The sequence below is a fragment of the Leucobacter ruminantium genome (genome assembly GCF_017565705.1).
In the GTDB taxonomy this organism is placed as follows: Bacteria; Actinomycetota; Actinomycetes; order Actinomycetales; family Microbacteriaceae; genus Leucobacter; species Leucobacter ruminantium.
Window position 1 is genome coordinate 74503 of the sequence record NZ_JAGDYL010000015.1, and the last position, 24813, is coordinate 99315.

Sequence of the window (24813 nt, forward strand, 5' to 3'; positions counted from 1 at the left end):
TAATTAGGCGCAACCACAGAAACGGAGCACCCCATGGAATTCGGGATCTTCTCGGTCAGCGACGTCACCCGCGACCCGGTCAGCGGCGAGACGCCCAGCGAGGCCGAGCGCATCCGTGGCCTCGCGACCATCGCCAAGCACGCGGAGGAGGTCGGCCTCGACGTCTTCGCGATCGGCGAGCACCACAACCCGCCCTTCTTCTCGTCGAGCCCCACCACCTTCCTCGCCTACATCGCGGGCCAGACGGAGCGCCTCAAGCTGAGCACCAGCACGACGCTCATCACCACCAACGACCCCGTGCGCATCGCCGAGGAGTACGCGATGCTGCAGCACCTCTCGAACGGCCGCATGGACCTCATGCTCGGACGCGGCAACACGGCGCCCGTGTACCCCTGGTTCGGCAAGGACATCCGCAGCTCGCTGCCCCTCGCGCTCGAGAACTACAACCTGCTGCACCGGCTGTGGCGCGAGGACGTCGTCGACTACGACGGCAACTTCCGCACCCCGCTGCAGGGCTTCACCTCGACCCCCCGCCCGCTCGACGACGTGCCGCCCTTCGTGTGGCACGGCTCGATCCGCACCCCCGAGATCGCCGAGCAGGCCGCGTACTACGGCGACGGATTCTTCGCGAACCACATCTTCTGGCCGTCCGAGCACTCGCTGCGCCTCATCGACTTCTACCGCCAGCGCTTCGAGCACTACGGGCACGGCAAGGCGTCGCAGGCGATCGTCGGCCTCGGCGGGCAGACCTTCATCGCGAAGAACTCCCAGGACGCGATCGACGGCTTCCGCCCCTACTTCGACGAGGCCCCCGTCTACGGCCACGGGCCGCGCATGGAGGACTTCATGAAGCAGACGCCCCTGACCGTCGGCAGCCCGCAGGAGGTCATCGACAAGACCCTCACCTTCCGCGAGACCTTCGGCGACTACCAGCGCCAGATGTTCCTCATCGACCACGCCGGCCTGCCGACGAAGACGGTGCTCGAGCAGCTCGACCTGCTCGGCTCCGAGGTGGTGCCGGTGCTGCGCCGCGAGCTCGATGCGATGAGGGATCCGGAGGTTCCGGCCTCCGCACCCACGCACGCGCAGCTCGTACGCGACAAGTACGGCGACGCAGAGCCCCGCCAGCCGCGCCCCGGCGCGAACCGCGGCGACAACGTGACCGGCGGGTCGCCCTACCGCAACTGAGCGGGCGGACCGGATTCCGGTCCGTATTTCGGATCTGACCGCTCATTCGGATCGAACCGCCGGATTCCATCCGAAGTACGGGCGAGAGCCGAATGACGGGCGAGGGATCCCTCGCGGCAGGATCCCTCGCCCCACGATTTGTCATCGCCGCACCCGACGAGAAGAGTAGACACCATGACCACCGAACGCATCGACGTGCGACTCGCCAACGAGGCGTGGGAGTCGCTGATGACGGCGCACGCGGGCCTCACCGGACGCTTCGCCGACGAGGGCATGTGGGGCGAGGTCGGCATGCGCGAGTACGACGTGCTCTACACGCTCGCGAAGGGTGCGGCGAGGGGCGCCGAGTCCATGCGCATCTGCGAGGTGCAGAGCGGCGTGCTGCTGAGCCAGCCCGCGCTCTCGCGCATGATCGACCGGCTCGCCACCCGTGGCCTCGTCGCCCGCGAGCCCGACCCCGACGACGCCCGCGCCGTGCGGGTATCGCTGACCGAGGAGGGCGCGCGCCTGCAGCGAGAGGTCGGGCGGGCGCACGCGAAGAGCGTGGCGCGCGAGCTCGGCGCCGCTCTGACCCCCGATGAGATGAGGGATCTGCTGGCGCTCTGCACGAAACTCGCCGCCCGCGGCTGAGATGCGCAGGCTCGGCGCGAGCCGCGCGCGTCCCCCATCAGCACGACCCCGCCCGAACGGGGTCACTCGAACGAAAGAAGACCGCACCATGAACGCACCCTTCGACGGAGCCCCCGCGGCTCACGAATCCGCCCGCACCATCGCCGTGGTGAGCGCCGGCACGAGCGATCCCTCGACGAGCACCATGCTCGCCGATCGTGTCGCCGGCCGCGCCGCCGAGATCGCGGCGCAGCGCGGCATCGAGCTGCGCGTGCGCACGATCGACCTGCGATCCCTCGCGGCCGACGTCACGACCGCACTGGTCTCGCAGCACGTCTCCCCCGCACTGCAGGAGGCGAGCGACGCACTTCGCGACGCCGACGCCCTCATCGCTGCGACGCCCGTCTACAAGGCCGGTGCGAGCGGCCTCTTCACCTCGTTCTTCCAGGTGCTCGATAACGACCTGCTGATCGGCACTCCCGTAGTGCTCGCCGCGACCGCCGGAAGCGCGCGCCACGCGCTCGTGGTCGACGACCAGCTGCGCGGGCTCTTCGCCTACCTGCGCACGGTGACGGTTCCGACGTCGCTCTTCGCGTCGCCCGACGACTGGACGAGCCGTGAGCTCGGCGACCGCATCGGGCGCTCGGCGACGGAACTCGTGGCACTGATCGACGGCGGTTTCCGCGAGGCGGTGCGCGGCGAGGCGTGGGGCGCCTACCAGCACTCCTTCGGCAGCGCCGGGGGCACCGAGCTCGGCATCGAGCTCGACACCGACCTCATGCGCCTCGCGACCGGCGGGGCGTAGGCGGAGCGGAAGGATGCGACGGGGGTGAGGGATCGCGATCCCTCACCCCCGTTGCGTCCGTTCGCAAGCCCGAGAAGCCCTACGCCGCGTCGCCCGCGCCGATCGCCTCGGCCTCGCCGACAGCAGTCTCGTGCGGCGCACCGACCCGGTGCAGCAGGTGCCCAACGCAGGCGAGCACGACGATCGACACGACCAGCGAGGCCGCGCCCGTCCAGTAGGGAGCCGGGGCGCCGAGCCAGTCGGCGAGCGGACCGGCCACGGCCGGAGCGATCGCGCCGCCGATGAAACGCACGGCCGAGTAGGTGGACGAGGCGACGTTGCGCGGCAGATCGGTCGCCTCCATCACTGCCTCGGTCAGCGCCGTGTTCATGATCCCGAGCAGCAGGCCGCTCACCACGACGACCGTGACGAGCCCCGGCAGCGAGTTCACGAAGACACCGAGCAGCGCGAGGCAGACCGTGAGTCCGCCGAGCATCGCGAAGAGCACGGGCCGCAGGCCCAAGCGGCGGGTGAGCACGGGCGCGACGAGCACCGAGGTGATCGCGAGCGCGAGGCCCCAGCCGAAGAACACGAGGCCCAGCTCGTGCGCGCCGAACGCCTCGAGGCCGGCCGCCTTGGCCGCCGCCTCCATCGGGTAGGGGCTGTAGGCGAGCAGCACGAAGAAGCCGAAGTTGTAGAAGAACGCGACACCCGCGAGCGCGAGCAGCGCAGGGTTGCGAAGCGCCTTGAAGCTCGCGACGAACGAGGGTCGCTCCGCGCGCGCGGCGGCCCGCTCGGCCGCGGTCTGCTTCGGCGCGCGCAGCAGCGCGAGGATCGCGACGAGCGCGATGGCCATGAGCGCCGCAGTGCCGAAGAAGGGGCCGCGCCACGAGATGGATCCGAGGGCGCCGCCCACGAGCGGGCCGATGGCCATACCGACGCCGAGGGCGGCCTCGTAGAGCACGATCGCCTGGCGGGATCCGCCGGACGCCGCGCCGACGATGGCGGCGAGCGCCGTCGAGATGAAGAGCGCATTGCCGAGCCCCCAGCCGGCGCGGAAGCCGATGATCTCGCCGACGGCGCTCGAGCCTCCCGCCAGAGCGGCGAATACGACGATCAGCACGAGGCCCGCCACGAGCGTCCAACGGACGCCGATGAGTCCGGAGACCCAGCTCGTGAAGAACATCGCGATGCCCGTGATGAAGAGGTAGCTCGTGAAGAGCAGCATGGTCTGGCCGGCACTCGCTCCGAGTTCGTGGCTGATCGCCGGGAGGATCGGGTCGACGAGACCGATGCCCATGAACGAGATGGCGCAGGCGAAGGCGATCGCCCACACGGCGGTGGGCTGACGCAGGATCGACGGCTTTCGGGCCGGGCTCGCGGGTTCCGTCACGCGGACGGGGCCGGTCGCCGGTTGGGTGTCGGTTGCGGTGGACGTGATGACTCCTTCGATGTGTGGTCGGTCGGGGAGATGAGGGATTGGGGTGAGGGATCAGACCCGCGGGTCGTCGATCCGCTCGCTGAGCCGCTGCATGAGTTCGGCGGCGCGCGCGAGGGTGGCGCGGTCGAACTCGGAGAGCTCGGCGAGGTGGGGGCGCACCCGGTCGGCGGCGACGCGCCGATACTCGTCGAGCGCCGCGGTGCCGGCCGCGGTGACGCTCACGAGCGCGGCGCGGCCGTCTTCGGGATCGGGTCGGCGCTCGACCCATCCCTCGCCCTCCAGACGCTGCACGAGGCCCGTCATGGAGGGCTGGGCGACGCGCTGCTGAAGGGCGAGCTCGCTCACCCGCGCCGAGCCCGACTGCTCGAGCTCGGCGAGCACGCGCCAGGCGATGAGCGAGTACCCCGTGCCCGCCATGCGCCCGGCGATCCGCGAGAACCGCCCGGTGACGCGCGTCAGGTCGAGCGCAAGCACATCGATGTCCGATGCTTCGTTTACATTCTCCTCGCTCATGTCAATACACGCTATCACAGATTGCATAATGTAACTATGTAAATTGATGCGGGTGAGGGATCGCGACTCAGACCGGGAGGAACTTGCTATTGACAAGGACGCTTGCTTTTTGCAAGCTTGATGCCAACGGATCACCATCGAGTCGAAGGAGCCTCCCATGATCTTCGTCAACATCACCACCACCGACCTCGAGCGCAGCAAGGCCTTCTACACGGCGCTCGGCTGCGAGATCAACCCGATGTTCACCGATGAGAACGCGGCCTGCGTCGTCTGGGACGAGAACACCTTCTTCATGGTGCTCACCCACGAGCACTTCAAGCAGTTCACCGACAAGCAGATCGTCGACCCGCACACGAGCGCGCAGATGTCGGTGGCCTTCACCCGCGACTCGCGCGAGCACGTCGACTCGACCGTCGAGGCGGGCCTCGCCAACGGCGGCAGCGAGGCGGGTACGGCGAAGGACTACGGCTTCATGTACCAGCGCAGCCTCAACGACCCCGACGGCAACATCATCGAGTTCACCTACATGGAGCCGCAGGCCGCCGAGCAGGGCCCCGAGGCCTACGTCGACGAGCACGGCGCCGGCCCGGATCCCGTGCCCGGAAGCTGACGATGGCCGCGCGCAGCTACGGCCAGTACTGCGGAGTCACACGGGCCGTCGAGATCATCGGGGAGCGGTGGGCACTGCTCATCGTCCGCGACCTGCTCGTCGGCCCGCGCCGCTACACCGACCTCAAGCAGGGGCTGCCGCGCATCCCGACCAACGTCCTGAGCACGAGACTCAAGGAGCTGCAAGAGGGCGGGGTCGTGCGGCGCGCGCCCCTCGCCCGCTGCGGGCTCGTCTACGAGCTCACCCCCTACGGCCGGGCGCTCGAACCGATCGTGCTGGCGCTCGGCCGCTGGGGCTTCCAGACCATGGGCGATCCCGCGGAGGGCGATGCCGTCACCGCGGACTCGCTCACGATGGCGCTGCGCACCGCGTTCCGCGAGGAGCGCGCCCGCGACATCGACTTCGAGCTGCACGTCGGAGACGTCGCGCTGCGCGCTCGGGTGAGAGATCGGGCCCTGACCGTCGCGCAGCTCGCTCCCCCGGCGCCGCCCGTCGGGAGTTCCCTTCCGAGCGGCGACCCCGAGGGCGTCATCGTCGCCGGGCCCGGGATCCGCCGGCTCATCGGCGGCGAGATCACTGCGGAGGAGGCGGTCGCTCGGGATATCGCGGCCGTCGTGCGCGGCGAGCCAGCGGTGCTGAGCGCGTTCGCGGAGATGTTCCGCATCGATCCGCTCCCGGCGCTCTGAGCCGCACCCCGACCCCGGGCCTCCTCCGCTCCCGGAGCCTGCTCCGCTCCCCGAGCCCGTCGAGGGGAGCAACCGACAAAGGAGTCATCATGACCGACAACACGACCGCAGGACGCATCGTCATCGACCTCTTCACGACCCTCGACGGCGTCGCCCAGGCGCCCGGAGGCCCAGAGGAAGACCCGAGCGATAACTTCCGCTTCGGGGGCTGGCAGGCTCCGCACCCGGATGACATGGTCGGCCGCTCCGTGATGGAGGGCATCAGGAGCATGGACGCCCTGCTGCTCGGCCGACGCACCTACGACATCTTCGCGGCCTACTGGCCGGAGCAGGACGTCGAGATCGGGCGCATCTTCGATGCGATCCCTAAGTACGTCGCCTCGCGCGACCCGGGGCTCGCACCGCAGTGGACCGGCACGACGCGCATCGGCGACTCCCTCGCCGACGAGGTCGCGCGCCTGCGCGAGCGGCACCGCGAGGTGCACGTGATCGGCAGCCTGGATCTGGTGCAGACGCTCCTCGCGGAACGCCTGTTCGATGAGCTGAAGCTCTGGGTCTACCCGATCGTGCTCGGCACGGGCAAGAAGGTCTTCCCCGACGGCGCCGCGCCCGCGAACCTCCGCCTCATCGACCCGCCCGTCTCAGGCAGCGCCGGAGCGGTGCTGCTGCGCTACGCGCCGGAGCCGGGGATCCCCGAGACCGGCACGATGGATGCGGATCCCGAGGCCTGATTCCGCGAACCCGTCGGCTCCGGCCCGGGGGACGGCGAAGGCCCCGATCCCTCGCGATGAGGGATCGGGGCCTTGCGCCGTCTCCGAGCTCCGGTCGGCTACGCGCCCGTGTAGTAGCCGTCGGCGACCGTGAGCGCCTCGTCGATGATGTCGAGGCCCTTGATCAGGTCCTCCTCGCTCGTGATGAGCGGCGGCGCGATCTGCATGCGGTTGAAGTGCACGAACGGGAACAGGCCCGCGTTCTTGCACGCGGCGACCACCGCGTTCATCGGCGCGGCGGCCTCGCCCGCGGCGTTGTAGGGCACGAGGGGCTCGCGGGTCTCGCGATCGAGCACGAGCTCCATCGCCCAGAACAGGCCGCGACCGCGCACCTCGCCGACCGAGGGGTGCTTCTCCGCCATCTCGCGCAGGCGGGGCTCGACCACGCGCTCGCCGAGGTCGCGCACGCGCTCGAGGATCTTCTCGTCCTCGAAGATGTCGAAGGTCGCGACGCCGGCCGCGCACGCCAGCGGGTGGCCCGAATAGGTGAGCCCGCCCGGGAACGCCCGGTCGCCGAAGGTGTCGTGGATCGCCTCGGAGATGACCACGCCGCCGAGGGGCACGTAGCCCGAGTTGACGCCCTTCGCGAAGGTCACGAGATCGGGCGTCACGTCGAACGCCTGGTACGCGAACCACTCGCCGATGCGGCCGAAACCGACCATGACCTCGTCGCAGATCATCAGGATGCCGTACTTGTCGCACAGTGCGCGCACGCCCGCGAGGTAGCCGGGGGTCGGCACGAGCACGCCGTTGGTGCCGGTGACGGTCTCGAGGATGATCGCGGCGATCGTGTCGGGCCCCTCGAGCTGGATCGTGTGCTCGAGGTGCGCGAGCGCGCGCTCGGTCTCCTGCTCGGGGGTCTCGGAGAAGAACTCCGAGCGGTACTGGTACGGGCCGAAGAAGTGCACCACATTCGCGTCGAGCACGCCGTTGGCCCAGCGGCGCGGGTCGCCCGTCATGGTGATCGCGGTGGCGGTCGAGCCGTGGTACGAGCGGTAGCGCGCCAGCACCTTCTGGCGGCCGGTGTGGTGGCGGGCCATGCGGATCGCGTACTCGTTGGCGTCTGCGCCGCCGTTGGTGAAGAACACCGAGCGGGCACCCTCGAAGGAGTGCTCGACGATGCGCTTGGCGAGCTCGCCGCGCACGTCGTTCGCGATGGAGGGCTGGATGGTCGCGAGGCGGCCGGCCTGCTCCTGGATCGCCTTGACGAGGCCGGGGTGCTGGTGCCCCAGGTTCAGGTTCACGAGCTGCGACGAGAAGTCGAGGTACTCGTTGCCGTCGTAGTCCCAGAACCGCGCGCCCTCGCCCTTGGAAATCGGCAGCGGATCGATCTTGTTCTGCGCCGACCAGGAGTGGAAGACGTACTGGCGGTCGTTGGCGCGCACCTCGCGCTGAGCCTCGGTGTCGCCGAAGCTCTGCTCGGCGCCGTTCAGGTCGATGTAATCAGACATGCTCTCAATTCTTTTCTTCGTGGGCCGATCGGTCGTCCTGCGCGAAATCGCAGGATCCCTCATCTCGTGCGAGAGGGACCCTGCGATTCCGTTGGCTGCGCCTGGGCGCAGGATGACGCTATCGCATCAGTTGTAGCTGGGGAACCCGAGGTCGACGCGCGACTGGTCGGCATTCGGCCAGCGGGTGGTGACGACCTTCGAACGGGTGTAGAAGTTGATCGACTCGGGGCCGTAGATGTGGGCGTCGCCGAACAGCGAATCCTTCCAGCCGCCGAACGAGAAGGAGCCGACGGGCACCGGCACCGGCACATTGATGCCGACCATGCCCGCCTCGACCTCGAACTCGAACTGACGCGCGGTCGCGCCGTCGCGGGTGAAGAGGGCGGTGCCGTTGCCGTACTGGTGCTCGTTGATGAGCTTCACGCCCTCCTCGTAGCTGTCGACGCGCACGATGGCGAGCACCGGCCCGAAGATCTCCTCGAGGTAGACCTTGCTGTCGGTCTTGACGTTGTCGATGAGGCTCACACCGGTGAAGAAACCGTTGCCCTCGAAGCTGGCCTCGCGGCCGTCGACGAGCACCGTGCCGCCCTCGGCCTCGGCTCCGGCGACGTACGACTCGACGCGCTCCTTCGCCTCGCGGCTGATGAGCGGGCCCATCTCGGACGAGGGATCCGTGCCGTCGCCGATCTTGAGCGCCGCGATGCGGCTCTTGAGCTCGGGGATCAGGCGATCGGCGATGTCGCCGACGGCGACGAGCACGGAGACGGCCATGCAGCGCTCGCCGGCCGAGCCGTAGGCCGCGGAGATCGCGGCATCGGCGGTGACGGTGAGGTCGGCGTCGGGCATGACGAGCATGTGGTTCTTCGCGCCGCCGAGGGCCTGCACGCGCTTGCCGTTGGCGGAGGCGCGCTGGTAGATCGAGCGGGCGATCGGGGTCGAGCCGACGAACGAGACGGCCTTCACATCGGGGCTGTCGAGCAGCGTGTCGACCGCGACCTTGTCGCCGTGCACGACGTTGAGCACGCCGTCGGGCAGGCCGGCCTCGCGGAAGAGGTCGGCGATGAAGACGGAGGCGGAGGGATCGCGCTCGGAGGGCTTGAGCACGACCGTGTTGCCGCAGGCGATCGCCGAGCAGACCATCCACAGCGGCACCATGGCCGGGAAGTTGAACGGGGTGATCGCCGCGACGACGCCGACGGGCTGCTTCACCGAGTGCACGTCGATGCCGGTGGAGACCTGCTCGTCGCGCTCGCCCTTCAGCAGGTGCAGGAGGCCCGCCGCGAACTCGACGTTCTCGAGGCCGCGCGCGATCTCGCCGCCCGCATCCGAGAGCACCTTGCCGTGCTCGCTCGTGATGATCGCGGCGAGCTCGGGCGAGCGCTGCTTGAGCAGCTGACGCAGGTTGAAGAACACGTTGGCGCGCTTGGTCAGGCTCGTCGCGCGCCACTCGGGCAGGGCGGCCTTGGCCGCGGCGATGGCCTGTTCGACGGTCGCTGCGGAGGCGATCGAGAGCTCGTGCTGCTCCTCGCCGGTGGCCGGATTGTAGACCGGCTGCGTGCGCTCGGCATCGGTGATCTTCTCGCCGCCGATGATGTGCGGGATTCGCGCCATGTGATCTCTCTCCTCTGAATCGTGTGCTGCGCTGGGGCGTTGCGGGAGCCACACCCCGGCGCCTGTTGCGCCGGGCAGTGTGTTCGATGTCTCACCGCCGTAGATCTCAAGTGTGTCAGCGCGACTGGAGCAAAGCGACCGTCAATCCTTCTGCTATTTGCCCGAGACCCATACACTTTGTCTACATGACGACCGAGTCCCCGGAATCCGCCACGATCGCCGTCTCCGAGGCGCTCGCCCTGCCCGAGCTCGCGGCGGGCGCGCCCGAGGTGCTCGTGGGCGCCGAGCACCTCGACCGGCGCCTGCGCTGGGCGCACGTCGTCGCGGGGACCGGGGCCGCTCCCCTGCTCGACGGGGGCGAGCTGCTGCTGACCACGGGCGCCGGCTGGCCGACAGAGCCGGAGGCGCTCGCCGAACTCGCGCGCGGCCTGGTCGCGACGAACCCCGCGGCCTTCGTGTTCGAGCTCGGCGACACCTTCCCGGAGGCCCCCGCCCCGCTGCGGCGCGCGTGCGAGGCGGCGGGGGTGCCGCTCGTCGCACTGCACCGCGAGGTGCGGTTCGTGCAGATCACCCAGCGCATCCACCAGCGCCTGCTCGCGGCCCAGAGCGAGGCCCTGGTGGCCCGCTCCGAGGTGCACGCGATGCTGACCGAACTCGGGCTCAACCGCAGCCCGGTCGACTACGTCGTCGAGCGCCTCTCCGAGACCATCGGCGCACCGGTGGTGCTCGAGGATTCGGCGGGCAACGTCGTCGCGTGGTCCGGCGCCTCGGGCTCTTCGGGCACCTCGGACGAAGCGGCAGGAGGCGATGGGTCCGGTGCGGGGGTCGGTACGGCCGGACCCCTCGCGCTCAGCGCATGGGTGAGCGACGGCCGCGAGGATCCCCCGGCCCCGGGATGGGACCGCGTCGCCGTCGAGGCGCAGGGCCGCCGGTGGGGAGCACTCACCGCGCTGCCCGGCCCGCCGCACCCCGCGGGGCGGCGCACCGTGCTGGAGCTCGGGGCATTCGCTCTCGCGCTCGGCAGGCTCGCCGACCCCGACGGCACGCAATGGCTGCGACTCAGCTCGAAGCACCTCTTCGACGTGCTGCTCGGAGGCCGGTTCCGCCGCGACGAGGAGCTCGCCGTGCAGCTGTCGGCCTACGGTCTCCCCATCGAGGGACGGGTCGTGCTCGGCGCGGTGCTGAGCAGCCGGGGCGAGTTCGGCGCGCACGAGTCGCTCGAGCGGGCCATCCTCGAGACCGCGCTCCGCCGCACGGTCGCACCCGAGGGCAGGGTGATCCTCGCCCCCGAGCAGACGCTCGACGTCGAGCGCGAGCCGGGCCGGGCGCCCGCGCTGCTCGCCCTGCTCTCCTTCCCCGCGGGGGACGCGCGGGTGAGCCAGCCCGGATCCCCCGACATCGCGCACCCTCTGGCGGTGCGCCTCTCGCGCGAGCTCGACATGCTGCTGCCGTCGACCACGCCACCGGGCTGGCGGGCCCACCTCTCCCTCGGCGCGGCCGGGCACGGCCTGCGATCCCTCATCACATCGCTCGAGCGGGTGCGCGCGGCCGGCACGCTCCGACCGGTCGCGGGCGTCGGCCGGGTCACCGTGCAGCAGGCGGAGCGGCAGGCGCTCGCCTACCTCGTGCGCGGGCTGTCGGCGACGCCCGAGATGCAGGAGTTCGTGAGCGCGACGCTCGCCCCGCTGGTCGAGCACGACGAGGGCGCAGGGCCCGGGCACAGCGGCGACCTGCTGCGGGTGCTCAGCACCTATCTCGCGCACCCGACGAACCGATCCCTCGCAGCGCAGCGCGCACGGCTGTCGCGCTCGGTGTTCTATCAGCGCCTCGCGCTCATCGAGGAGCTGCTGGGGGTCGATCTCACCGACGGCGACGTCATCGCCACACTCGCGGTCGCGCTCCTCGCCCGCCGGCCGACGGACTGAGACTCAACGGGCCTAGGCGGCAGCGGCTCGGCGAGGGTTCTACTCCCAGAGGCTCTGGTAAGGGTGCCCCAGCTCGATCACGAGCCGGCGCAGCGCGGGCAGCGACAGCCCGATCACGCAGCTGGGGGCGCCCTCGATGCGCTCGATGAAGGCGCCGGCGAGCCCGTCGATCGCAAAGCCGCCCGCGAGCTCCAGCGGCTCGCCCGTCGCGACGTAGGCGGCGAGCTCGTCGTCGGGGATGTCGGCGGCGAGGGTCACGCGCGCGGTGTCGACCGCGCCGGCCGCGCCGCGCACCTCACCGCCCGTGCAGTCGACGAGCCAGTGCCCCGAGTGCAGCACCCCCGTCTCGCCGCGGTGCCGCTTCGAGCGCTCGAGCGCCACCTCCGGCAGGTGCGGTTTGCCCAGGATCTCGCCGCCGAGCAGGAACATCGAGTCTCCGCCCAGCACGAGCCCGTCGATCTCGCCCGTGCCATCCGGGCCGTGGCGGCGCACCACATCCTCGGCTTTGAGACGGCCGAGGTACTCGGTGAGCTCGGGGGCGGTGAGGGATCGCCCGAGCTCCGCCTCCCGCGCCGCGACCTCGGCCTCCTCGTCGACCTCGGGCGAGAAGCAGATCGGCTCGATGCCCGCACCGCGCAGCACGGAGAGGCGGGCGGGGGAGGTGGAGGCGAGGTACAGGCGCATGCTCCCAGCCTATTCGGCCGCTGCGCCGTCGTTCGGGCGTGGGAGCTCGTTCGGATCGGAGCGCCCGAATCGATCCGAACGAGCTGCCCGATCCGAATGAGGGATCGCATCGGGAACGGCCGGGCCGTGGTCGACGGCCTCGATCACGGCGGTGAGCTCGTCGCGGAGCGCCATCAGCCGTTCGACCGGCAATCCCAGGCGCTCGATCACGGCCGGAGGCACCGCGAGGGCTTCCTCGCGGAGCGCCGTTCCCGCCGCTGTCGGCGCGAGCGTGAAGGTGCGTTCGTCGCCTTCCACGGCGGCGCGCTCGATGAGGCCGTACTGCTCCATGCGCTTCACGATCGGAGAGAGCGTCGCGGGGTCCATGCGGAGCATCTCGGACAGCTGCCGGAAGCGCAGCGGCGCGTCTCCCCAGAGCGCGAGCATCACGAGGTACTGGGGGTGCGTGAGGCCGAGGGGTTCGAGGATCGAGCGGTAGATCCCGATCACGCTGCGGCTGGCCACAGCGAGTGCGAAGCACACCTGCCTGTCGAGCTCGAGCAGATCGTCCGGTGTCTCTTCCACTCTCCCACCCTACCTCGTTCGTGCATTAACGAAACGTGTTACGCTTTCGTTCGTGGGCAAACAAAAACGAGCGAAGCGTCACCTGTGGCACAAGACCCCCTACGACGGGGTCCCCGGCGTCTACGCCGCGATCCAGCGGTTCCTCTATCAGTTCGAGGGCCCGGCGCAGCTCGGCGACCGCGACGAGCCGGCCTACGTGGCGCCCGCCGATCCGAAGTGCCCGGTCTGCGCGCAGTCGCTGCAGCTCCACCGCTTCGATCGCGGCGGCCCGGGCAAGCCGACGCACATGAGGTGCCCGAGCGCACCCGAGCCGCTCAGGGAGTGCGGCGCCTGAGCGTCGCTGCGGCGAGCGCGAGCGCGACGAGCGAGACCCCGACGATCACGACGAGCGGCCGCCAGAGATCCCACCCCTCCTCGCCGACGGTGACCGCGTTCACCGCGTCGACCGCATAGCTCAGCGGCAGCCAGTCGGAGACGACCTGCAGCGCTTCGGGCATTCGATCCCTCGGCATCAGCAGCCCGCCCACCAGGATCTGAGGGATCACCACGAGCGGCATGAACTGCACCGCCTGGAACTCGGTGCGCGCGAACGCGCTCGCGAGCAGACCCAGCGCCGTGCCGAGCAGGGCGTCGCAGACGGCGACGAGGCCGAGCCGCCACACGGCGCCGTCGACCGAGAGCCCGCACACGAGCACCGCGTAGCTCACGGTGATCGCTGCCTGCGCGACGGCGACGAGCCCGAAGGCGAGCGCGTACCCGACGATGAAGTCGGCCTTGCCGAGCGGGGTGGTCATGAGGCGCTCGAGGGTGCCCGATCGGCGCTCGCGCAGCGTCGTCACCGACGTCACGACGAACATGAGGATGAACGGGAAGAGCGCGAGGATCGGCCCGCCCAGTTGGTCGAACACGCCGTCCTGCTCGCTGAAGAGCCACGAGAACAGGCCGACGAGCAGAGCGGGGGGCGACGAGCAGCAGCACGACCGAACGCGGGTCGTGGGCGAGCTGTCGCAGCACGCGCCCCGCGACGGCGAGCGTGCGGATCGGGCTCATGAGACGCCTCCCTCCGCGAGGGATCGCGCCGATCCCTCACCCTCATGACGGCCTCGATGGCGAGTCGCCTCCCCGGCCCGGTTCCCAGACTCGATCACCGCGAGGAAGGCGGTCTCGGGATCTCGCGCGCCGGTGGTCTCGAGCAGTTCGTCAGGAGTCGTGTCGGCGACGACCGCGCCGTCGCGCAGCAGCAGGAGTCGGTCGCAGCGCAGCGCCTCGTCCATGACGTGGCTGCTCACGATGAGAGCGGCCCCCTCGCCCGCGAGCCGCTCGAACAGATCCCACAGCTCGGCGCGCAGGACGGGGTCGAGACCCACCGTCGGCTCGTCGAGCACGATCACCTCGGGGGCGCCGAGCAGCGCCGCGGCGAGCGAGACGCGGCCTCGCTGCCCTCCGCTCAGCGACTCGACCCGCTGCCCGGCGCGGTCGCGGAGGCCGACGAGTTCGGCGACGCGCTCGGCATCGCCGCGGGGTGCCCCGAGAGCGCGGGCGAAGAAGCGCAGGTTCTGCATCACCGTCAGGTCGTCGTAGACCGATGCCGCCTGCGTGGCGTAGGCGACGCGGGTGCGAAGCTCGCGGCTGCCGGCTGGGAGACCGAGCACGCGCACCTCGCCACGTCCGCCGCGCGCGGCCTGCGCACCGACGATCGAGCGCAGGAGCGTGGTCTTGCCGCAGCCCGAGGGGCCGAGCACCCCGGTCACCTCGCCCGCGCGGATCGCGAGGTCGAGCCCGTCGAAGACGGTTCGCCTTCCCCTCCGCACGGTGAGGCCCGAGACCTCGACCGCCAATTTATTCATCATGCAATGAATTTAAGTCGCGGCGCCGGAGATGTCAATCACCGCGCTGATTCGATCGGCCGATGAGCAGCGTCGCCGACCGCCACGGGCGAGGGATCGGCCTGGATCCCGAAATCGGGGACGCAAAAGGTCGTCTCGCGCCGCCATACCGACCGTATGCGTCCCCGAATTCCCGCGCGGGGCCGAGCCCTCAGTCGAAGAGGTAGCGCTGGATGGTCGGCCCGACCCGGGCCACCAGCTCGTCGATCGGTGCGTCGGCGATCGGCTTCACACCCAGCACGTAGCGGATCATGAGCATGCCCGCGATCTGCGAGGCGACGAGCTCCGCGCGCAGTTCCGCATCGGGCACGTCGAGTCGGCGCGCGACGCGCGGCAGCAGCTCCCGCGTGAGGAACCCGATGATCAGCGGCGAACCGACCTTGCCGCCCACCGCGGTGCGCAGCAGCATGACGCCCCGGCGGCGCACGTCGTCGCGCTCGAACGACTCGAGCACGTAGCGCACGATGCGCTCGCCCACCTCGTCGCGCGGCCCGCTGAGGATGATCGGCACCACGACATCGGGTCGTAGCGGCACATCGGCCGCGTCGGCGAAGAGGTCGGCCTTCGTGCCGAAGTAGTGGTGCACGAGGGCGGAGTCGACCCCCGCACGAGCCGCGATCGAGCGGATGGTCGCCCCCTCGTAGCCCCGCTCGCCGAACTCCTCGATGGCGGCGGCGAGAATCCTCGACCGCGAATCGGTGCCGCCCTTCGGCCGCCCGCGTCCCCTCGGCTTCGTCATGGCGTCGGACCGTCCGATGCCGCAGGAGCAGGGGCGGGGGCAGTCGCGGGGGCAGTCGCGGTCGCATTCCGCGAGGGATCCGGCGATCCCTCGTCCTTCCCCGCCGCGGGCCGCGCGCGCAGCAGCCTGAGCACGGCCCAGAACCCCAACGTGCCGAGCACCGCGCCGGCCGCGTACGGGGTGAGCAGACCGATCAGGAAGTCGGGCGTCCACGACCGCACCCCGCCCCAGAAGAGACCGAAGTAGCAGAGCACGAATCCCGCGCCGGCGTGCAGCACTGCGAACGGCCCGAGCGCGGCGATGAGCAGCTCGTCGCGCAGGCGCCCGACAGCGGCCGGGCGCGACGCGTCGAGCACTCGGGCCGCGCACGCGGTGATCGCCGCCGCGATGACGCCTCCGACGGCGTAGCGGATCGCGGCGCTCGTCTCGCACGACACCGTGATCCCGCCCATGCCGACGCTGCACGAGACCAGACCGCCCTGGTTGAGCTCGAATCTGATGGCGGCCACGACGCGGTCGAGCAGCACGACGGCGACAATGACGGGCGCGACGGGCACGAGCAGTGCGGCGAAGCGCAGCAGGGCCGGGATCCCTCGCCCGCTCCGTTCATGCCTTCGTCCCACGCCCTCACCCTACCCGGCGTCGGCGGCTCGTTCGGGTGGGGCGGCCCGTTCGGAGCCGGCAGCCCGTTCGGATCAGGCAGCTCATTCGGATCGAAAGGCCCGGATCGATCCGAACGACGTACCTGATCCGAATGAGGGATCGCCCGATCCGCCGCACCACCCCGCAACCGCAGCCGCGGGCGGGACCGCGGGGTGAGAGAATGGAGCACATGTCTGCAGCCGCGAACGCCCCCCTCTCCATCGGCGACACCGTCGAACTCGACGTCACCGGCATCGCCCACGGCGGTGTGAGCGTCGCCCGCCACGAGGGGCGCGTCGTCTTCGTCGCCGACGCGATCCCCGGCGAGCGAGTGCGCGCCCGCGTCACCGACGCGAAGAAGAAGTCGTTCGCGCGCGCGGCGGTCGTCGAGGTGCTCGACGCCTCGCCCCACCGCCGCGAGCACGTCTGGGCCGAGGCGTCCGTCGATCGCGATCTCGACGACCGGGCCGGCGGCGCGGAGTTCGGGCACATCGACCTCGCACACCAGCGTGCGCTCAAGGGCGAGGTGCTCGTCGATGCGATGCAGCGCTTCGGCGGCGTCGAGCTCGCGCCCGAGGACGACGACCCCGAGAGCATGCGCGAGCTGCTGACCGAACTCGTCGAACCCACCGAGGGCGACGAGGAGCGCAACGGGCTCGGCTACCGCACCCGCGTGCGCCTGCACGTCGACCCCGAGACGGGCGCGGTGGGTCCCTACGCGGCCCGCAGCCGCCGGGTGATCTCCGTCGCCTCGCTGCCGCTCGCGACCGAGGGGATCAACCAGGTCGCTCCCCTCCACGAGCCGATGCCGGGCGTGACCACGGTCGACCTCATCGACCCCGCCGCTGACGACCCGCGCATGCTGCTCACGCTCGCAGGCGAGAAGGAGCGCGCCGGAGCGGGCGACGCGGTGCACGAGCTCGTCGAGGACCGCGGCTTCCTCGTGCGCGCCGGCGGCTTCTGGCAGGTGCACCGCGAGGCGCCCGCCGTGCTCTTCACCGCGGTGCGCGACGCCGTCTCCGACCTCGTAGCCGACGGCCGATTCGACCCCGCGGCGGGCAACCTCGACCTCTACGGCGGCGCCGGCCTGCTCGCGGCCGCGATGGCCGAGGCCGTGGGCCCCGGCCTGAAGGTGACGACGGTCGAGGCGGAGCCCGGGGCCACCGACGACGCCGCAGAGAACCTGTCCGAGCTCGTGGGCGCGCTCGCTCTCACCTCGAAGGTCGATCGGCACCTCGCAGAGCTGCTGAAGTCGGCTGCTCCCGTGAGGGATCGGCTGCGCCGCGGCACCGTGGTGCTCGACCCGCCGCGCTCGGGCGCGGGCGGCGGCGTCATGGGTCAGCTGATCGAGCTCTCCCCCGCCAACGTGGTCTACGTGGCGTGCGACCCCGTTGCGCTCGCCCGCGACACGAAGACGCTGCGCGAGGCCGGCTACGAGCTCACGGAGCTGCGGGCGTTCGACATCTTCCCGCACACGCACCACTTCGAGTCGCTGGCCGTCTTCCAGCGGGCCTAGCGAGCGCCAGCGAGTCGAAATCGAGGAACTGCCCTCGGGTTTCGACTCGCTTCGCTCGCTCAACCAGCGGGACGTGCCTGTGCTCGCCCAGTAGGCTCGGGGCGCTAAGCGCCGGAGGGCGGGGCGCTACGGCGCGACGACGTGCACCACTCCCCGCATCTCGGGGTGGATCGAGCAGTCGTACTCGTAGTCGCCCTCCTCGGTGAAGCGGTGCGTATAGGTGCCCTCGGTGACGAGCTCGCTCACAAAGCTGCCGTCAGCGGCCACGACGTCGTGCTCGGCCGGGCCGAGGAACTCCCAGCGCACCGCCTGATCGGGTGTGATCTGCACCTCGGCCGGTTCGTAGACGTTGTCGGTGACCCGCACCGTCACGACGGCCTTGACGTCTTCGTCCGAGGGCACCACGTCGGGCTTGCCCTGCGCGCAGCCGCCGAGGGCGAGCACGGCGCCGATCGCGAGCAGGGCCCCGCCGAGGAGGGCGCGGCGAGAGGAGCGATGTTGCACGTGGAACACCTTTCAGTGCTGGTGAAGCGCTCGGGCCGCGTCGGTGATGGCGCCCGTCATGGAGGGATAGACCGCGAAGGCCGAGGCCACCTGGTCGACGGTGAGGCGGTGCTCGACGGCGAGCGCGAGCGAGAAGATCAGCTCGCTCGCGCGGTGCGACACGATCACGCCGCCGATCACGGTACCCGAAGCCTTCCAGGCGAAGAGCTTCACGAAGCCGTCGGTGAAGCCGATCATCTTGGCGCGCGGGTTCACGCTGAGCGGCACCGTGTGGGTGACGTGCTGCGCGAGCTCGGTGGCCTCCTCGAGGGTGCGCTCGGTCCAGCCGACCGTCGCGATCTCGGGGTAGGTGAAGACGTTCGCCGCGACGTTGCGCAGGTCGATCGGGCGCACGAAGTCGCCGAGCGCGTGCATGATCGCCGTGCGGCCCTGCATCGCAGCGACGGATGCGAGCGGGTAGAAGTCGGTGCAGTCGCCCGCGGCGTAGATCGACGGGATGGCGGTGCGTGCGACCTTGTTCACGCGGATGTGGCCGCTCTCGGTGAGCGAGACGCCCGCCTCCTCGAGTCCGAGCCCTGCCGTGTTCGGCACCGAGCCCACGGCCATGAGGCAGTGCGATCCCTCGATCGTGCGTCCGTCCGCGAGGGTGACGAGCACGCCGTCGTCGGTGCGCACGACCGATTCGGCACGCGACTTCGACATGACCCGCATGCCGAGGCGGTTGAACTCGCGCTCGATGACCGCCGCGGCGTCGGGATCCTCACCCGGCAGCACCTGCTCGCGGCTGGAGACGAGGGTGACCTCGGCTCCCAGGGTGCGGTAGGCGTTGGCGAACTCGGCGCCCGTGACGCCCGAGCCGACGACCACGAGGTGCTCGGGGATGGCGGGCAAGTTGTAGAGCTGCTTCCAGGTGAGGATGCGCTTGCCGTCGGGCTTCGCCGTCTCGAGCTCGCGCGGGCTCGCCCCGACGGCGACGACGATCGTGTCGGCCTCGATGCGGTCGAAGTCGGTGCCGCCCGCCGCGGTCGCGACGAGCACTGCGCCGTCGCCGTCGAGGCGCCCCTCCCCCTGCACGATGCGCACGCCGGCCTCTTCGAGCGAGCGGTGCATGTCGACCGACTGCGCCCCGGCCATCGCCAGCAGGCGCTTGTTGACCGCGGCGAGGTTGACGGCGATCTCGGGGCGCACGGCCTTGCCGTCGCCGCCGGGCACGAAGGCTTGCACGCCGAGCCGGCCGGAGTCGCGCACAGCCTGCGCTCCTCCGGCGGTCGCGATGAGGCTCTTCGACGGGACGACGTCGGTGAGCACGGCCGCCCCGCCGACCCCTGTCCGCTCGATCAGGGTGACGTCGGCGCCGAGCTGCGCTCCGGCGAGCGCCGCTTCGTAACCGCCGGGTCCGCCGCCGATGACGGCGATCCGATGCTTCCGCTCATATGCTTTCGCCATGCACTCAGTCTAGTGAGGTCGAGGCGGGCGCGGTTCGGATCGGCGGCGGGCCGGTTCGCGAGGGATCCCTACGCGTGCTGCGACATCGCCTGCGTGGCGCCTGCAGCATAGTGCCGCCGCGAGATGCGGCGGTCGATGCGCCCCCAGCACTCCCGCATGACCGGCTGCTCCTCCGCCCCCATCCAGAGCTGCACGGAGCGGTCGACGTCGGAATCGACCCACAGCCACTCGTCGCACCAGGCGCGCACCGCGCGGGAGAGGCCTTCTCCCGGCTCGAGGCCGAGCGGCACGCGGTTCACCGACACGAGTTCAGGGGTCGGCAGGGATCCGACGGGCTCGTCGCTCTCGATCAGCACCTGGCCGTAGGCGCCCGCGGGGAGGGATGCGAGCCACGCCCTCAGCGCGGGCAGGTCGTCGCGCGTGCCCGCGGCGAGCGTCAGCTCACCCACGGGATCGGGGGCGACGGGATCGAAGTTCTGCACGCTCCCATATTAGGGCATCCTTACCTTCATCGGCTGAAAAATCTGAAAATGATTTCCGACACCCCTCTGCGCCGATTGCCGCATGCGGCATCCGCGACGGCATAGGATCGTTGGTCAAGTACGCCCGCGAAAGGACGCCATCGATGACGAGGACCGAATCCGCTCGCAACCCCCAGCCCGGGCGCGCACTGGGAAACCCGAACCGCAACCGCGGCCGCGGAGCCGACTCGCTCGAGCGCGACCCCGGCATGGCGGCGAGCACCTGGCGTCTGCGCAGCGACGCCTGGGAGTACCTGCGCTTCGCCGTGAAGCGCGTCGCCCTCGGCAACGACTCCGACGAGGTGCTCTCGAGCGATGGCGAGGCGTTCCGATCGCTGCGCGCGCTCGAGACGATCGAGATGTACTGGGCGGGCTTCGGGCAGCGCTACGTCCGCGGCATCCGCGAACTGCTGCAGGAGGGCGACTACCACACCGCGCTCGACCGCATCGGCCGGGTCGTGACGCGGTTGCGCGGCAGCTCGGTGTTCGACGATCAGCGCGAGGAGACGCTCGACGAGGCCGAGCGGCTCGAGTGGCAGGACGACACCGATCCCCGCCCGCGCTTCGAGGTCCTCGTCGTCGACGAGACGACCGAGGCCGACCGAGACGCCCTGCACGCCGAGGCCCTGCGTCTCCGCTCGGCCGACGACGCCTTCATCTATGACTTCATCGTCGTCCCCTCGGCCGAGGACGCGATCGCGGCCGTGCTCACCAACACGAAGATCCTCGCCTGCGTCGTGCGCCCGGGCTTCAGCGATCGCACGCGTCAACCGCTCAGCCGCGAGCTCCAGGAGACCATCGAACTCGCGCGTCACTCCGCGCGCAACCACCCCGCCTCATCGCGCAGCTCGCTCGCGTCGGTGCAGCGCGTGCTCGGCCTCGCCGACACGCTCGCGAGCCTGCGACCCGAACTCGACCTCTACCTCGTCGCCGGAGCGCACATCGAGGATCTCGCGGGCGTGCTCACCCGCCGCTTCCGCCGCGTCTTCCGCCGGGAGGACCAGCTCGAGCTGCACCTCACCCTGCTGCGACGGGTCGGCCACCTCTACGACACGCCGTTCTTCTCGGCTATCCAGTACCACGCCCGCCGCCCGGTCGGGGTGTTCCACGCGCTCCCCGTGGCCCGCGGCGGTTCGGTCGTGAACTCCCGCTGGATCAAGGATCTCGCCGACTTCTACGGGCTGAATCTGCTGCTCGCGGAGACGAGCGCGACCTCGGGCGGGCTCGACTCGCTGCTCGCCCCGACCGGCGCGATCAAGAAGGCGCAGGATCTGGCAGCGCGCGCCTTCGGCGCCAAGCACACCTTCTTCGTCACGAATGGCACTTCGACCGCGAACAAGATCGTGCACCAGGCGCTCGTCGGCCCGGGCGACGTCGTGCTCGTGGACCGCAACTGCCACAAGTCGCACCATCACTCGATGATGCTCACCGGCGGACGCCCCGCCTACCTCGAGGCCTACCCCCTCAACGACTTCGCCTTCTACGGGGCGGTGCCGCTCGACCGCATCAAGCAGATGCTGCTCGACTACCGCGCTGCGGGCCGCCTCGACGAGGTGCGCATGGTCACGCTCACCAACTGCACCTTCGACGGCATCGTCTACGACCCGGAGCGGGTCATGGCCGAGTGCCTCGCGATCAAGCCAGATCTCGTGTTCCTGTGGGATGAGGCCTGGTTCGCGTTCGCGGCGTTCCACCCCGTGACGAGGCAGCGCACCGCGATGACCTCCGCGAAGAACCTCGAGGCCCGTCTCAAGACCTCGGCGCACGCGGCCGCCCATCGAGAGCAGCAGCAGCGCCTCTGGAACGCCGACGGCACCCCGAAGGCCGACGAGGCGTGGCTCGGCGAGCAGCTGATCCCGAGCCCCGACGCCCGCATCAGGGTCTATGCGACGCACTCGACCCACAAGACCCTGACGGCGCTCCGGCAGGGATCGATGATCCACGTCTACGACCAGGACTGGGTGCGCGAGGCCGAGGAGCCGTTCCACGAGGCGTTCATGACGCACACCTCGACGTCGCCGAACTACCAGATCCTCGCCTCGCTCGACCTCGGCCGCCGCCAGGTCGAGCTCGAGGGCTTCGAGCTCGTGCAGCGCCAGCTCGATCTCGCGACGAGCCTCGCGCAGTCGGTGTCGCGGCACCCGCTGCTGCGCCGCACCTACCGGGTGCTCACCGCGACCGAACTGATCCCCGAGCAGTACCGGGGCGTCGGGCGCCCCATGCCGCTGCGCGACGGGCTCTCGAGCATGTGGAAGGCGTGGGCGAACGACGAGTTCGTGATCGACCCGAGCCGCATCACGATCGAGATCACCCGCACGGGCGTCGACGGCGACACCTTCAAGCACGAGCACCTCATGAACCGGTACGGCATCCAGGTCAACAAGACGAGCCGCAACACCGTGCTGTTCATGACCAACATCGGCACCACGCGCAGCGCGATCGCCTACCTCATCGAGGTGCTCGTGAAGCTCGCCGAGCGCTTCGAGGACGAGCAGGCGCAGCTCGACCCCGATCTCACCGCGGCCGATGCCGAGCAGCCGATGCCCCCGATGCCCGACTTCAGCCGCTTCGCGCCCGAGTACGCATCCGATGCGGGCCTCCCCGACGGCGATATGCGCACGCCCTTCTTCCTGGGGCAGAAGCGCGGCGCCGTCGAGCACGTGCGGCTCGAGGAGCTGCGCGAGCTCGTGGCGCGGGGCGAGGAGCCGGTCTCCGGCGGCTTCGTGACCCCCTACCCGCCGGGATTCCCGGTGCTCGTGCCCGGTCAGGTCATCACGGCTGAGGTGCTCGATTTCATGGCGGTGCTCGACACCCGCGAGATCCACGGTTACGACCCCCGCCGCGGCTACCGCATCCTCAAGCGCGACACGGAGAGGTGAGGGATCGGACCGGGCACTCCGACTCCTCACCCCACCACGCGATCCCTTTATGCTGTTACGCATGACAGCAGAGACTGAGCAGGATCCCAAGGCCCTCGCAGCCGAGGCGGCAGCGGCCATCGCAGAACTCACGGGGGTGGAGCGCCACGACATCGCGCTCACGCTCGGCAGCGGCTGGGGCAAGGCGGCAGACGTGATCGGCGAGACCGTCGCCACCGTGCCCGCCGAGCAGGTGCCCGGCTTCCACGCCTCGGGCGTGCCCGGCCACTCGGGCACGCTGCGCTCGATCCGTCTCGCCGACGGCCGCCACGCCCTCGTCATCGGGGCGCGCACCCACTTCTACGAGGGCCGCGGCGTGCGGGCCGTGGTGCACGGCGTGCGCACGGCGGCCGCGACGGGCGCGAAGATCATGGTGCTCACGAACGGTGCGGGCGGCGTGAACCCGGCGTTCAAGCCGGGCTACCCCGTGCTCATCAGCGATCACATCAACCTCACGGCAGCCTCGCCGCTCGAGGGCGCCACGTTCGTCGACCTCACCGACCTCTACTCGCCGCGGCTGCGCGCGATCGCACGCGAGGTCGATCCCTCGCTGAACGAGGGCGTCTACACCCAGTTCACCGGCCCCCACTACGAGACCCCGGCTGAGGTGCGCTACGCGGGCATCATCGGCGGCGACATCGTGGGCATGTCGACCTCGCTCGAGGCGATCGCCGCGCGCGAGGCGGGCATGGAGATCCTCGGGTTCTCCCTGATCACGAACCTGGCCGCCGGCATCCAGGAGACTCCGCTGAGCCACGCGGAGGTGCTCGAGGCCGGCCGCGACGCGGAGCCCAGGCTCGCGGCGCTGCTCAAGGAGCTGGTGGTCAAGCTGTAGCGACGGCCGCTGGACGAGGGAGGCGAGGGATCGACAGGGATCCCTCGCCCCCTTTTCTCTGCACCGACGCGGGCGCGCGACCATAACGGCCGATCGCGCCCGGCGCAACGGGGTGCCGCTCGCCCGAGCGACGCGCTTCACTGGAATCGTCCACTGAACGACGAGCCCGAGGAGGCCCCCATGACTCATCTCAACGGCAAGCGCGTAGCGATCCTCGCGACGAACGGCTTCGAGGATTCGGAGTTGAGCGAGCCGCTCTCGGCGGTGCGCGAGCACGGCGCCGAGGCGGAGGTAGTCTCGACGAACACCGGCACGATCCGCGGCGAGAACGGCCACGAGGCGGTGGTCGCCCGCGCGACGTCGGACGCGCGGGCGAGCGACTACGACGCCCTCGTGCTGCCCGGCGGCGTCGGCAACGGCGACCGGATCCGCATGGACGAGCACGCGGTGGCCTTCGTGCGGGGTTTCTTCGAGCAGCACAAGCCCGTCGGCGCCATCTGCCACGGCGGCTGGATCCTCGCCGACGCCGACGTGCTGCGCGGGCGCACCGTCACCTCCTACCCGAGCCTCCGCACCGACCTGCGCAACGCGGGAGCGACGTGGGTCGACGAGGAGGTCGTCGTCGACCAGGGCCTGGTCACGAGCCGAACGCCCGACGATCTGCCCGCGTTCAACGCCAAGCTCGTCGAGGAGATCGCCGAAGGGAAGCACACCGGCCAGACGGCCTGAGCGGGGTCGCCGACCGAGCGGCTAGGTGTACCCGGTCAGGAGGTTGGTAGCAGCGACGGGCTTGTGAAACAGGAGAACCTCCGGGCTTAGTGGAGATGTCTAACGTCTTCACCCATTCCCGGAGGTTCTCGTGACCCACCGTAACGCCCGTCTGACTCCTGCTGGTAGGCGATTGATCATTCAACGTCATCAGCAGGGCTGGAAACAATCCCATATCGCTGCCGCGATGGGTATCTCGCGC

The 24813-nt window shown here is 70.4% G+C and carries 25 protein-coding genes and 1 pseudogene; 13 read left to right on the forward strand and 13 right to left on the reverse strand.

Annotation, left to right across the window (positions count from 1 at the left end):
• Window positions 1–33: 33 nt before the first annotated feature.
• From J4H91_RS09715 to J4H91_RS09725, 3 genes are all read left to right on the forward strand, one after another.
• The gene (locus J4H91_RS09715; protein WP_208046066.1) at window positions 34–1188 is read left to right on the forward strand and encodes an LLM class flavin-dependent oxidoreductase; all 1155 of its coding nucleotides are present in this window, start codon (window positions 34–36) and stop codon (window positions 1186–1188) included.
• Window positions 1189–1362: 174 nt separating this feature from the next.
• A complete protein-coding gene (locus J4H91_RS09720) occupies window positions 1363–1818 on the forward strand; it encodes a MarR family winged helix-turn-helix transcriptional regulator (protein WP_208046067.1) in 456 nt (151 codons plus the stop codon).
• Between the two features lie 88 nt (window positions 1819–1906).
• Window positions 1907–2602, forward strand: coding sequence for a CE1759 family FMN reductase (locus tag J4H91_RS09725; protein ID WP_208046068.1), 696 nt, complete (start codon window positions 1907–1909; stop codon window positions 2600–2602).
• 79 nt (window positions 2603–2681) lie between these two features.
• Here the strand turns inward: J4H91_RS09725 and J4H91_RS09730 are convergent, their stop codons facing one another.
• Together J4H91_RS09730 and J4H91_RS09735 are read right to left on the reverse strand one after the other, a co-directional pair.
• Window positions 2682–3974 carry an MFS transporter gene (locus J4H91_RS09730; RefSeq protein ID WP_341783507.1) on the reverse strand — a complete coding sequence of 431 codons (1293 nt, stop codon included), beginning with the start codon at window positions 3972–3974 and terminating at the stop codon, window positions 2682–2684.
• A gap of 99 nt (window positions 3975–4073) precedes the next feature.
• Entirely contained in the window at window positions 4074–4535 is a 462-nt protein-coding gene (locus tag J4H91_RS09735; protein WP_208046069.1) for a MarR family winged helix-turn-helix transcriptional regulator, read from the reverse strand.
• A 157-nt stretch (window positions 4536–4692) separates the two neighbouring features.
• Here J4H91_RS09735 and J4H91_RS09740 point away from each other — a divergent pair, with 157 nt between their 5' ends.
• From J4H91_RS09740 to J4H91_RS09750, 3 genes are all read left to right on the forward strand, one after another.
• The gene (locus J4H91_RS09740; protein ID WP_208046070.1) at window positions 4693–5145 is read left to right on the forward strand and encodes a VOC family protein; all 453 of its coding nucleotides are present in this window, start codon (window positions 4693–4695) and stop codon (window positions 5143–5145) included.
• A gap of 2 nt (window positions 5146–5147) precedes the next feature.
• Window positions 5148–5831, forward strand: coding sequence for a winged helix-turn-helix transcriptional regulator (locus tag J4H91_RS09745; protein WP_208046071.1), 684 nt, complete (start codon window positions 5148–5150; stop codon window positions 5829–5831).
• Between the two features lie 89 nt (window positions 5832–5920).
• Entirely contained in the window at window positions 5921–6562 is a 642-nt protein-coding gene (locus J4H91_RS09750) for a dihydrofolate reductase family protein (protein ID WP_208046072.1), read from the forward strand.
• Between the two features lie 98 nt (window positions 6563–6660).
• Here J4H91_RS09750 and J4H91_RS09755 read toward each other — a convergent pair whose 3' ends face one another.
• Together J4H91_RS09755 and J4H91_RS09760 are read right to left on the reverse strand one after the other, a co-directional pair.
• Entirely contained in the window at window positions 6661–8052 is a 1392-nt protein-coding gene (locus J4H91_RS09755) for an aspartate aminotransferase family protein (RefSeq protein WP_208046073.1), read from the reverse strand.
• 126 nt (window positions 8053–8178) lie between these two features.
• On the reverse strand, window positions 8179–9663 hold the full coding sequence (locus J4H91_RS09760; protein WP_208046074.1) for a CoA-acylating methylmalonate-semialdehyde dehydrogenase: 1485 nt from the start codon (window positions 9661–9663) through the stop codon (window positions 8179–8181).
• A gap of 185 nt (window positions 9664–9848) precedes the next feature.
• Between J4H91_RS09760 and J4H91_RS09765 the strand changes: the two genes are divergently transcribed.
• Entirely contained in the window at window positions 9849–11588 is a 1740-nt protein-coding gene (locus J4H91_RS09765) for a PucR family transcriptional regulator (RefSeq protein WP_208046075.1), read from the forward strand.
• A gap of 39 nt (window positions 11589–11627) precedes the next feature.
• On the opposite strand, the gene J4H91_RS09770 is transcribed toward J4H91_RS09765, so the two are convergent.
• Window positions 11628–12272 (reverse strand): Maf family protein, encoded by a 645-nt coding sequence (locus J4H91_RS09770; protein ID WP_208046076.1) that lies wholly within the window; start codon window positions 12270–12272, stop codon window positions 11628–11630.
• 9 nt (window positions 12273–12281) lie between these two features.
• The gene (locus J4H91_RS09775) at window positions 12282–12836 is read right to left on the reverse strand and encodes a MarR family transcriptional regulator (RefSeq protein ID WP_208046077.1); all 555 of its coding nucleotides are present in this window, start codon (window positions 12834–12836) and stop codon (window positions 12282–12284) included.
• Window positions 12837–12888: 52 nt separating this feature from the next.
• Between J4H91_RS09775 and J4H91_RS09780 the strand changes: the two genes are divergently transcribed.
• Window positions 12889–13170, forward strand: coding sequence for a hypothetical protein (locus tag J4H91_RS09780; RefSeq protein ID WP_208046078.1), 282 nt, complete (start codon window positions 12889–12891; stop codon window positions 13168–13170).
• Here J4H91_RS09780 and J4H91_RS09785 read toward each other — a convergent pair.
• From J4H91_RS09785 to J4H91_RS09800, 4 genes are all read right to left on the reverse strand, one after another.
• Complete coding sequence (locus tag J4H91_RS09785; RefSeq protein WP_341783508.1) at window positions 13151–13744, reverse strand: ABC transporter permease; 594 nt, start codon at window positions 13742–13744, stop codon at window positions 13151–13153. The genes J4H91_RS09780 and J4H91_RS09785 overlap by 20 nt on opposite strands.
• A 138-nt stretch (window positions 13745–13882) precedes the next feature.
• The gene (locus J4H91_RS09790; RefSeq protein WP_208046079.1) at window positions 13883–14686 is read right to left on the reverse strand and encodes an ABC transporter ATP-binding protein; all 804 of its coding nucleotides are present in this window, start codon (window positions 14684–14686) and stop codon (window positions 13883–13885) included.
• Window positions 14687–14873: 187 nt separating this feature from the next.
• The gene (locus J4H91_RS09795) at window positions 14874–15461 is read right to left on the reverse strand and encodes a TetR/AcrR family transcriptional regulator (protein WP_208046080.1); all 588 of its coding nucleotides are present in this window, start codon (window positions 15459–15461) and stop codon (window positions 14874–14876) included.
• Window positions 15458–16084 carry a hypothetical protein gene (locus J4H91_RS09800; protein WP_208046081.1) on the reverse strand — a complete coding sequence of 209 codons (627 nt, stop codon included), beginning with the start codon at window positions 16082–16084 and terminating at the stop codon, window positions 15458–15460. Before J4H91_RS09800 ends, J4H91_RS09795 begins: the two co-directional genes overlap by 4 nt.
• 209 nt (window positions 16085–16293) lie before the next feature.
• Between J4H91_RS09800 and J4H91_RS09805 the strand changes: the two genes are divergently transcribed.
• Window positions 16294–17619, forward strand: coding sequence for a class I SAM-dependent RNA methyltransferase (locus tag J4H91_RS09805; protein WP_424960838.1), 1326 nt, complete (start codon window positions 16294–16296; stop codon window positions 17617–17619).
• 126 nt (window positions 17620–17745) lie between these two features.
• Here the strand turns inward: J4H91_RS09805 and J4H91_RS09810 are convergent, their stop codons facing one another.
• The 3 genes from J4H91_RS09810 to J4H91_RS09820 form a co-directional block, all read right to left on the reverse strand.
• A complete protein-coding gene (locus J4H91_RS09810) occupies window positions 17746–18123 on the reverse strand; it encodes a cupredoxin domain-containing protein (protein ID WP_341783509.1) in 378 nt (125 codons plus the stop codon).
• 12 nt (window positions 18124–18135) lie between these two features.
• Window positions 18136–19569: an NAD(P)H-quinone dehydrogenase gene (locus tag J4H91_RS09815; RefSeq protein WP_208046084.1), complete on the reverse strand. Its 1434-nt coding sequence runs from the start codon at window positions 19567–19569 to the stop codon at window positions 18136–18138.
• Between the two features lie 68 nt (window positions 19570–19637).
• Window positions 19638–20051: an SIP domain-containing protein gene (locus tag J4H91_RS09820; RefSeq protein WP_208046085.1), complete on the reverse strand. Its 414-nt coding sequence runs from the start codon at window positions 20049–20051 to the stop codon at window positions 19638–19640.
• A gap of 143 nt (window positions 20052–20194) precedes the next feature.
• Here J4H91_RS09820 and J4H91_RS09825 point away from each other — a divergent pair, with 143 nt between their 5' ends.
• From J4H91_RS09825 to J4H91_RS15585, 4 genes and pseudogenes are all read left to right on the forward strand, one after another.
• On the forward strand, window positions 20195–22969 hold the full coding sequence (locus J4H91_RS09825) for an aminotransferase class I/II-fold pyridoxal phosphate-dependent enzyme (protein WP_208046086.1): 2775 nt from the start codon (window positions 20195–20197) through the stop codon (window positions 22967–22969).
• A 61-nt stretch (window positions 22970–23030) separates the two neighbouring features.
• Entirely contained in the window at window positions 23031–23843 is an 813-nt protein-coding gene (locus J4H91_RS09830) for a purine-nucleoside phosphorylase (protein ID WP_208046087.1), read from the forward strand.
• Window positions 23844–24023: 180 nt separating this feature from the next.
• On the forward strand, window positions 24024–24572 hold the full coding sequence (locus J4H91_RS09835; RefSeq protein WP_208046088.1) for a type 1 glutamine amidotransferase domain-containing protein: 549 nt from the start codon (window positions 24024–24026) through the stop codon (window positions 24570–24572).
• 130 nt (window positions 24573–24702) lie between these two features.
• Window positions 24703–24813: pseudogene (locus J4H91_RS15585) on the forward strand (leucine zipper domain-containing protein); the annotation flags it as partial.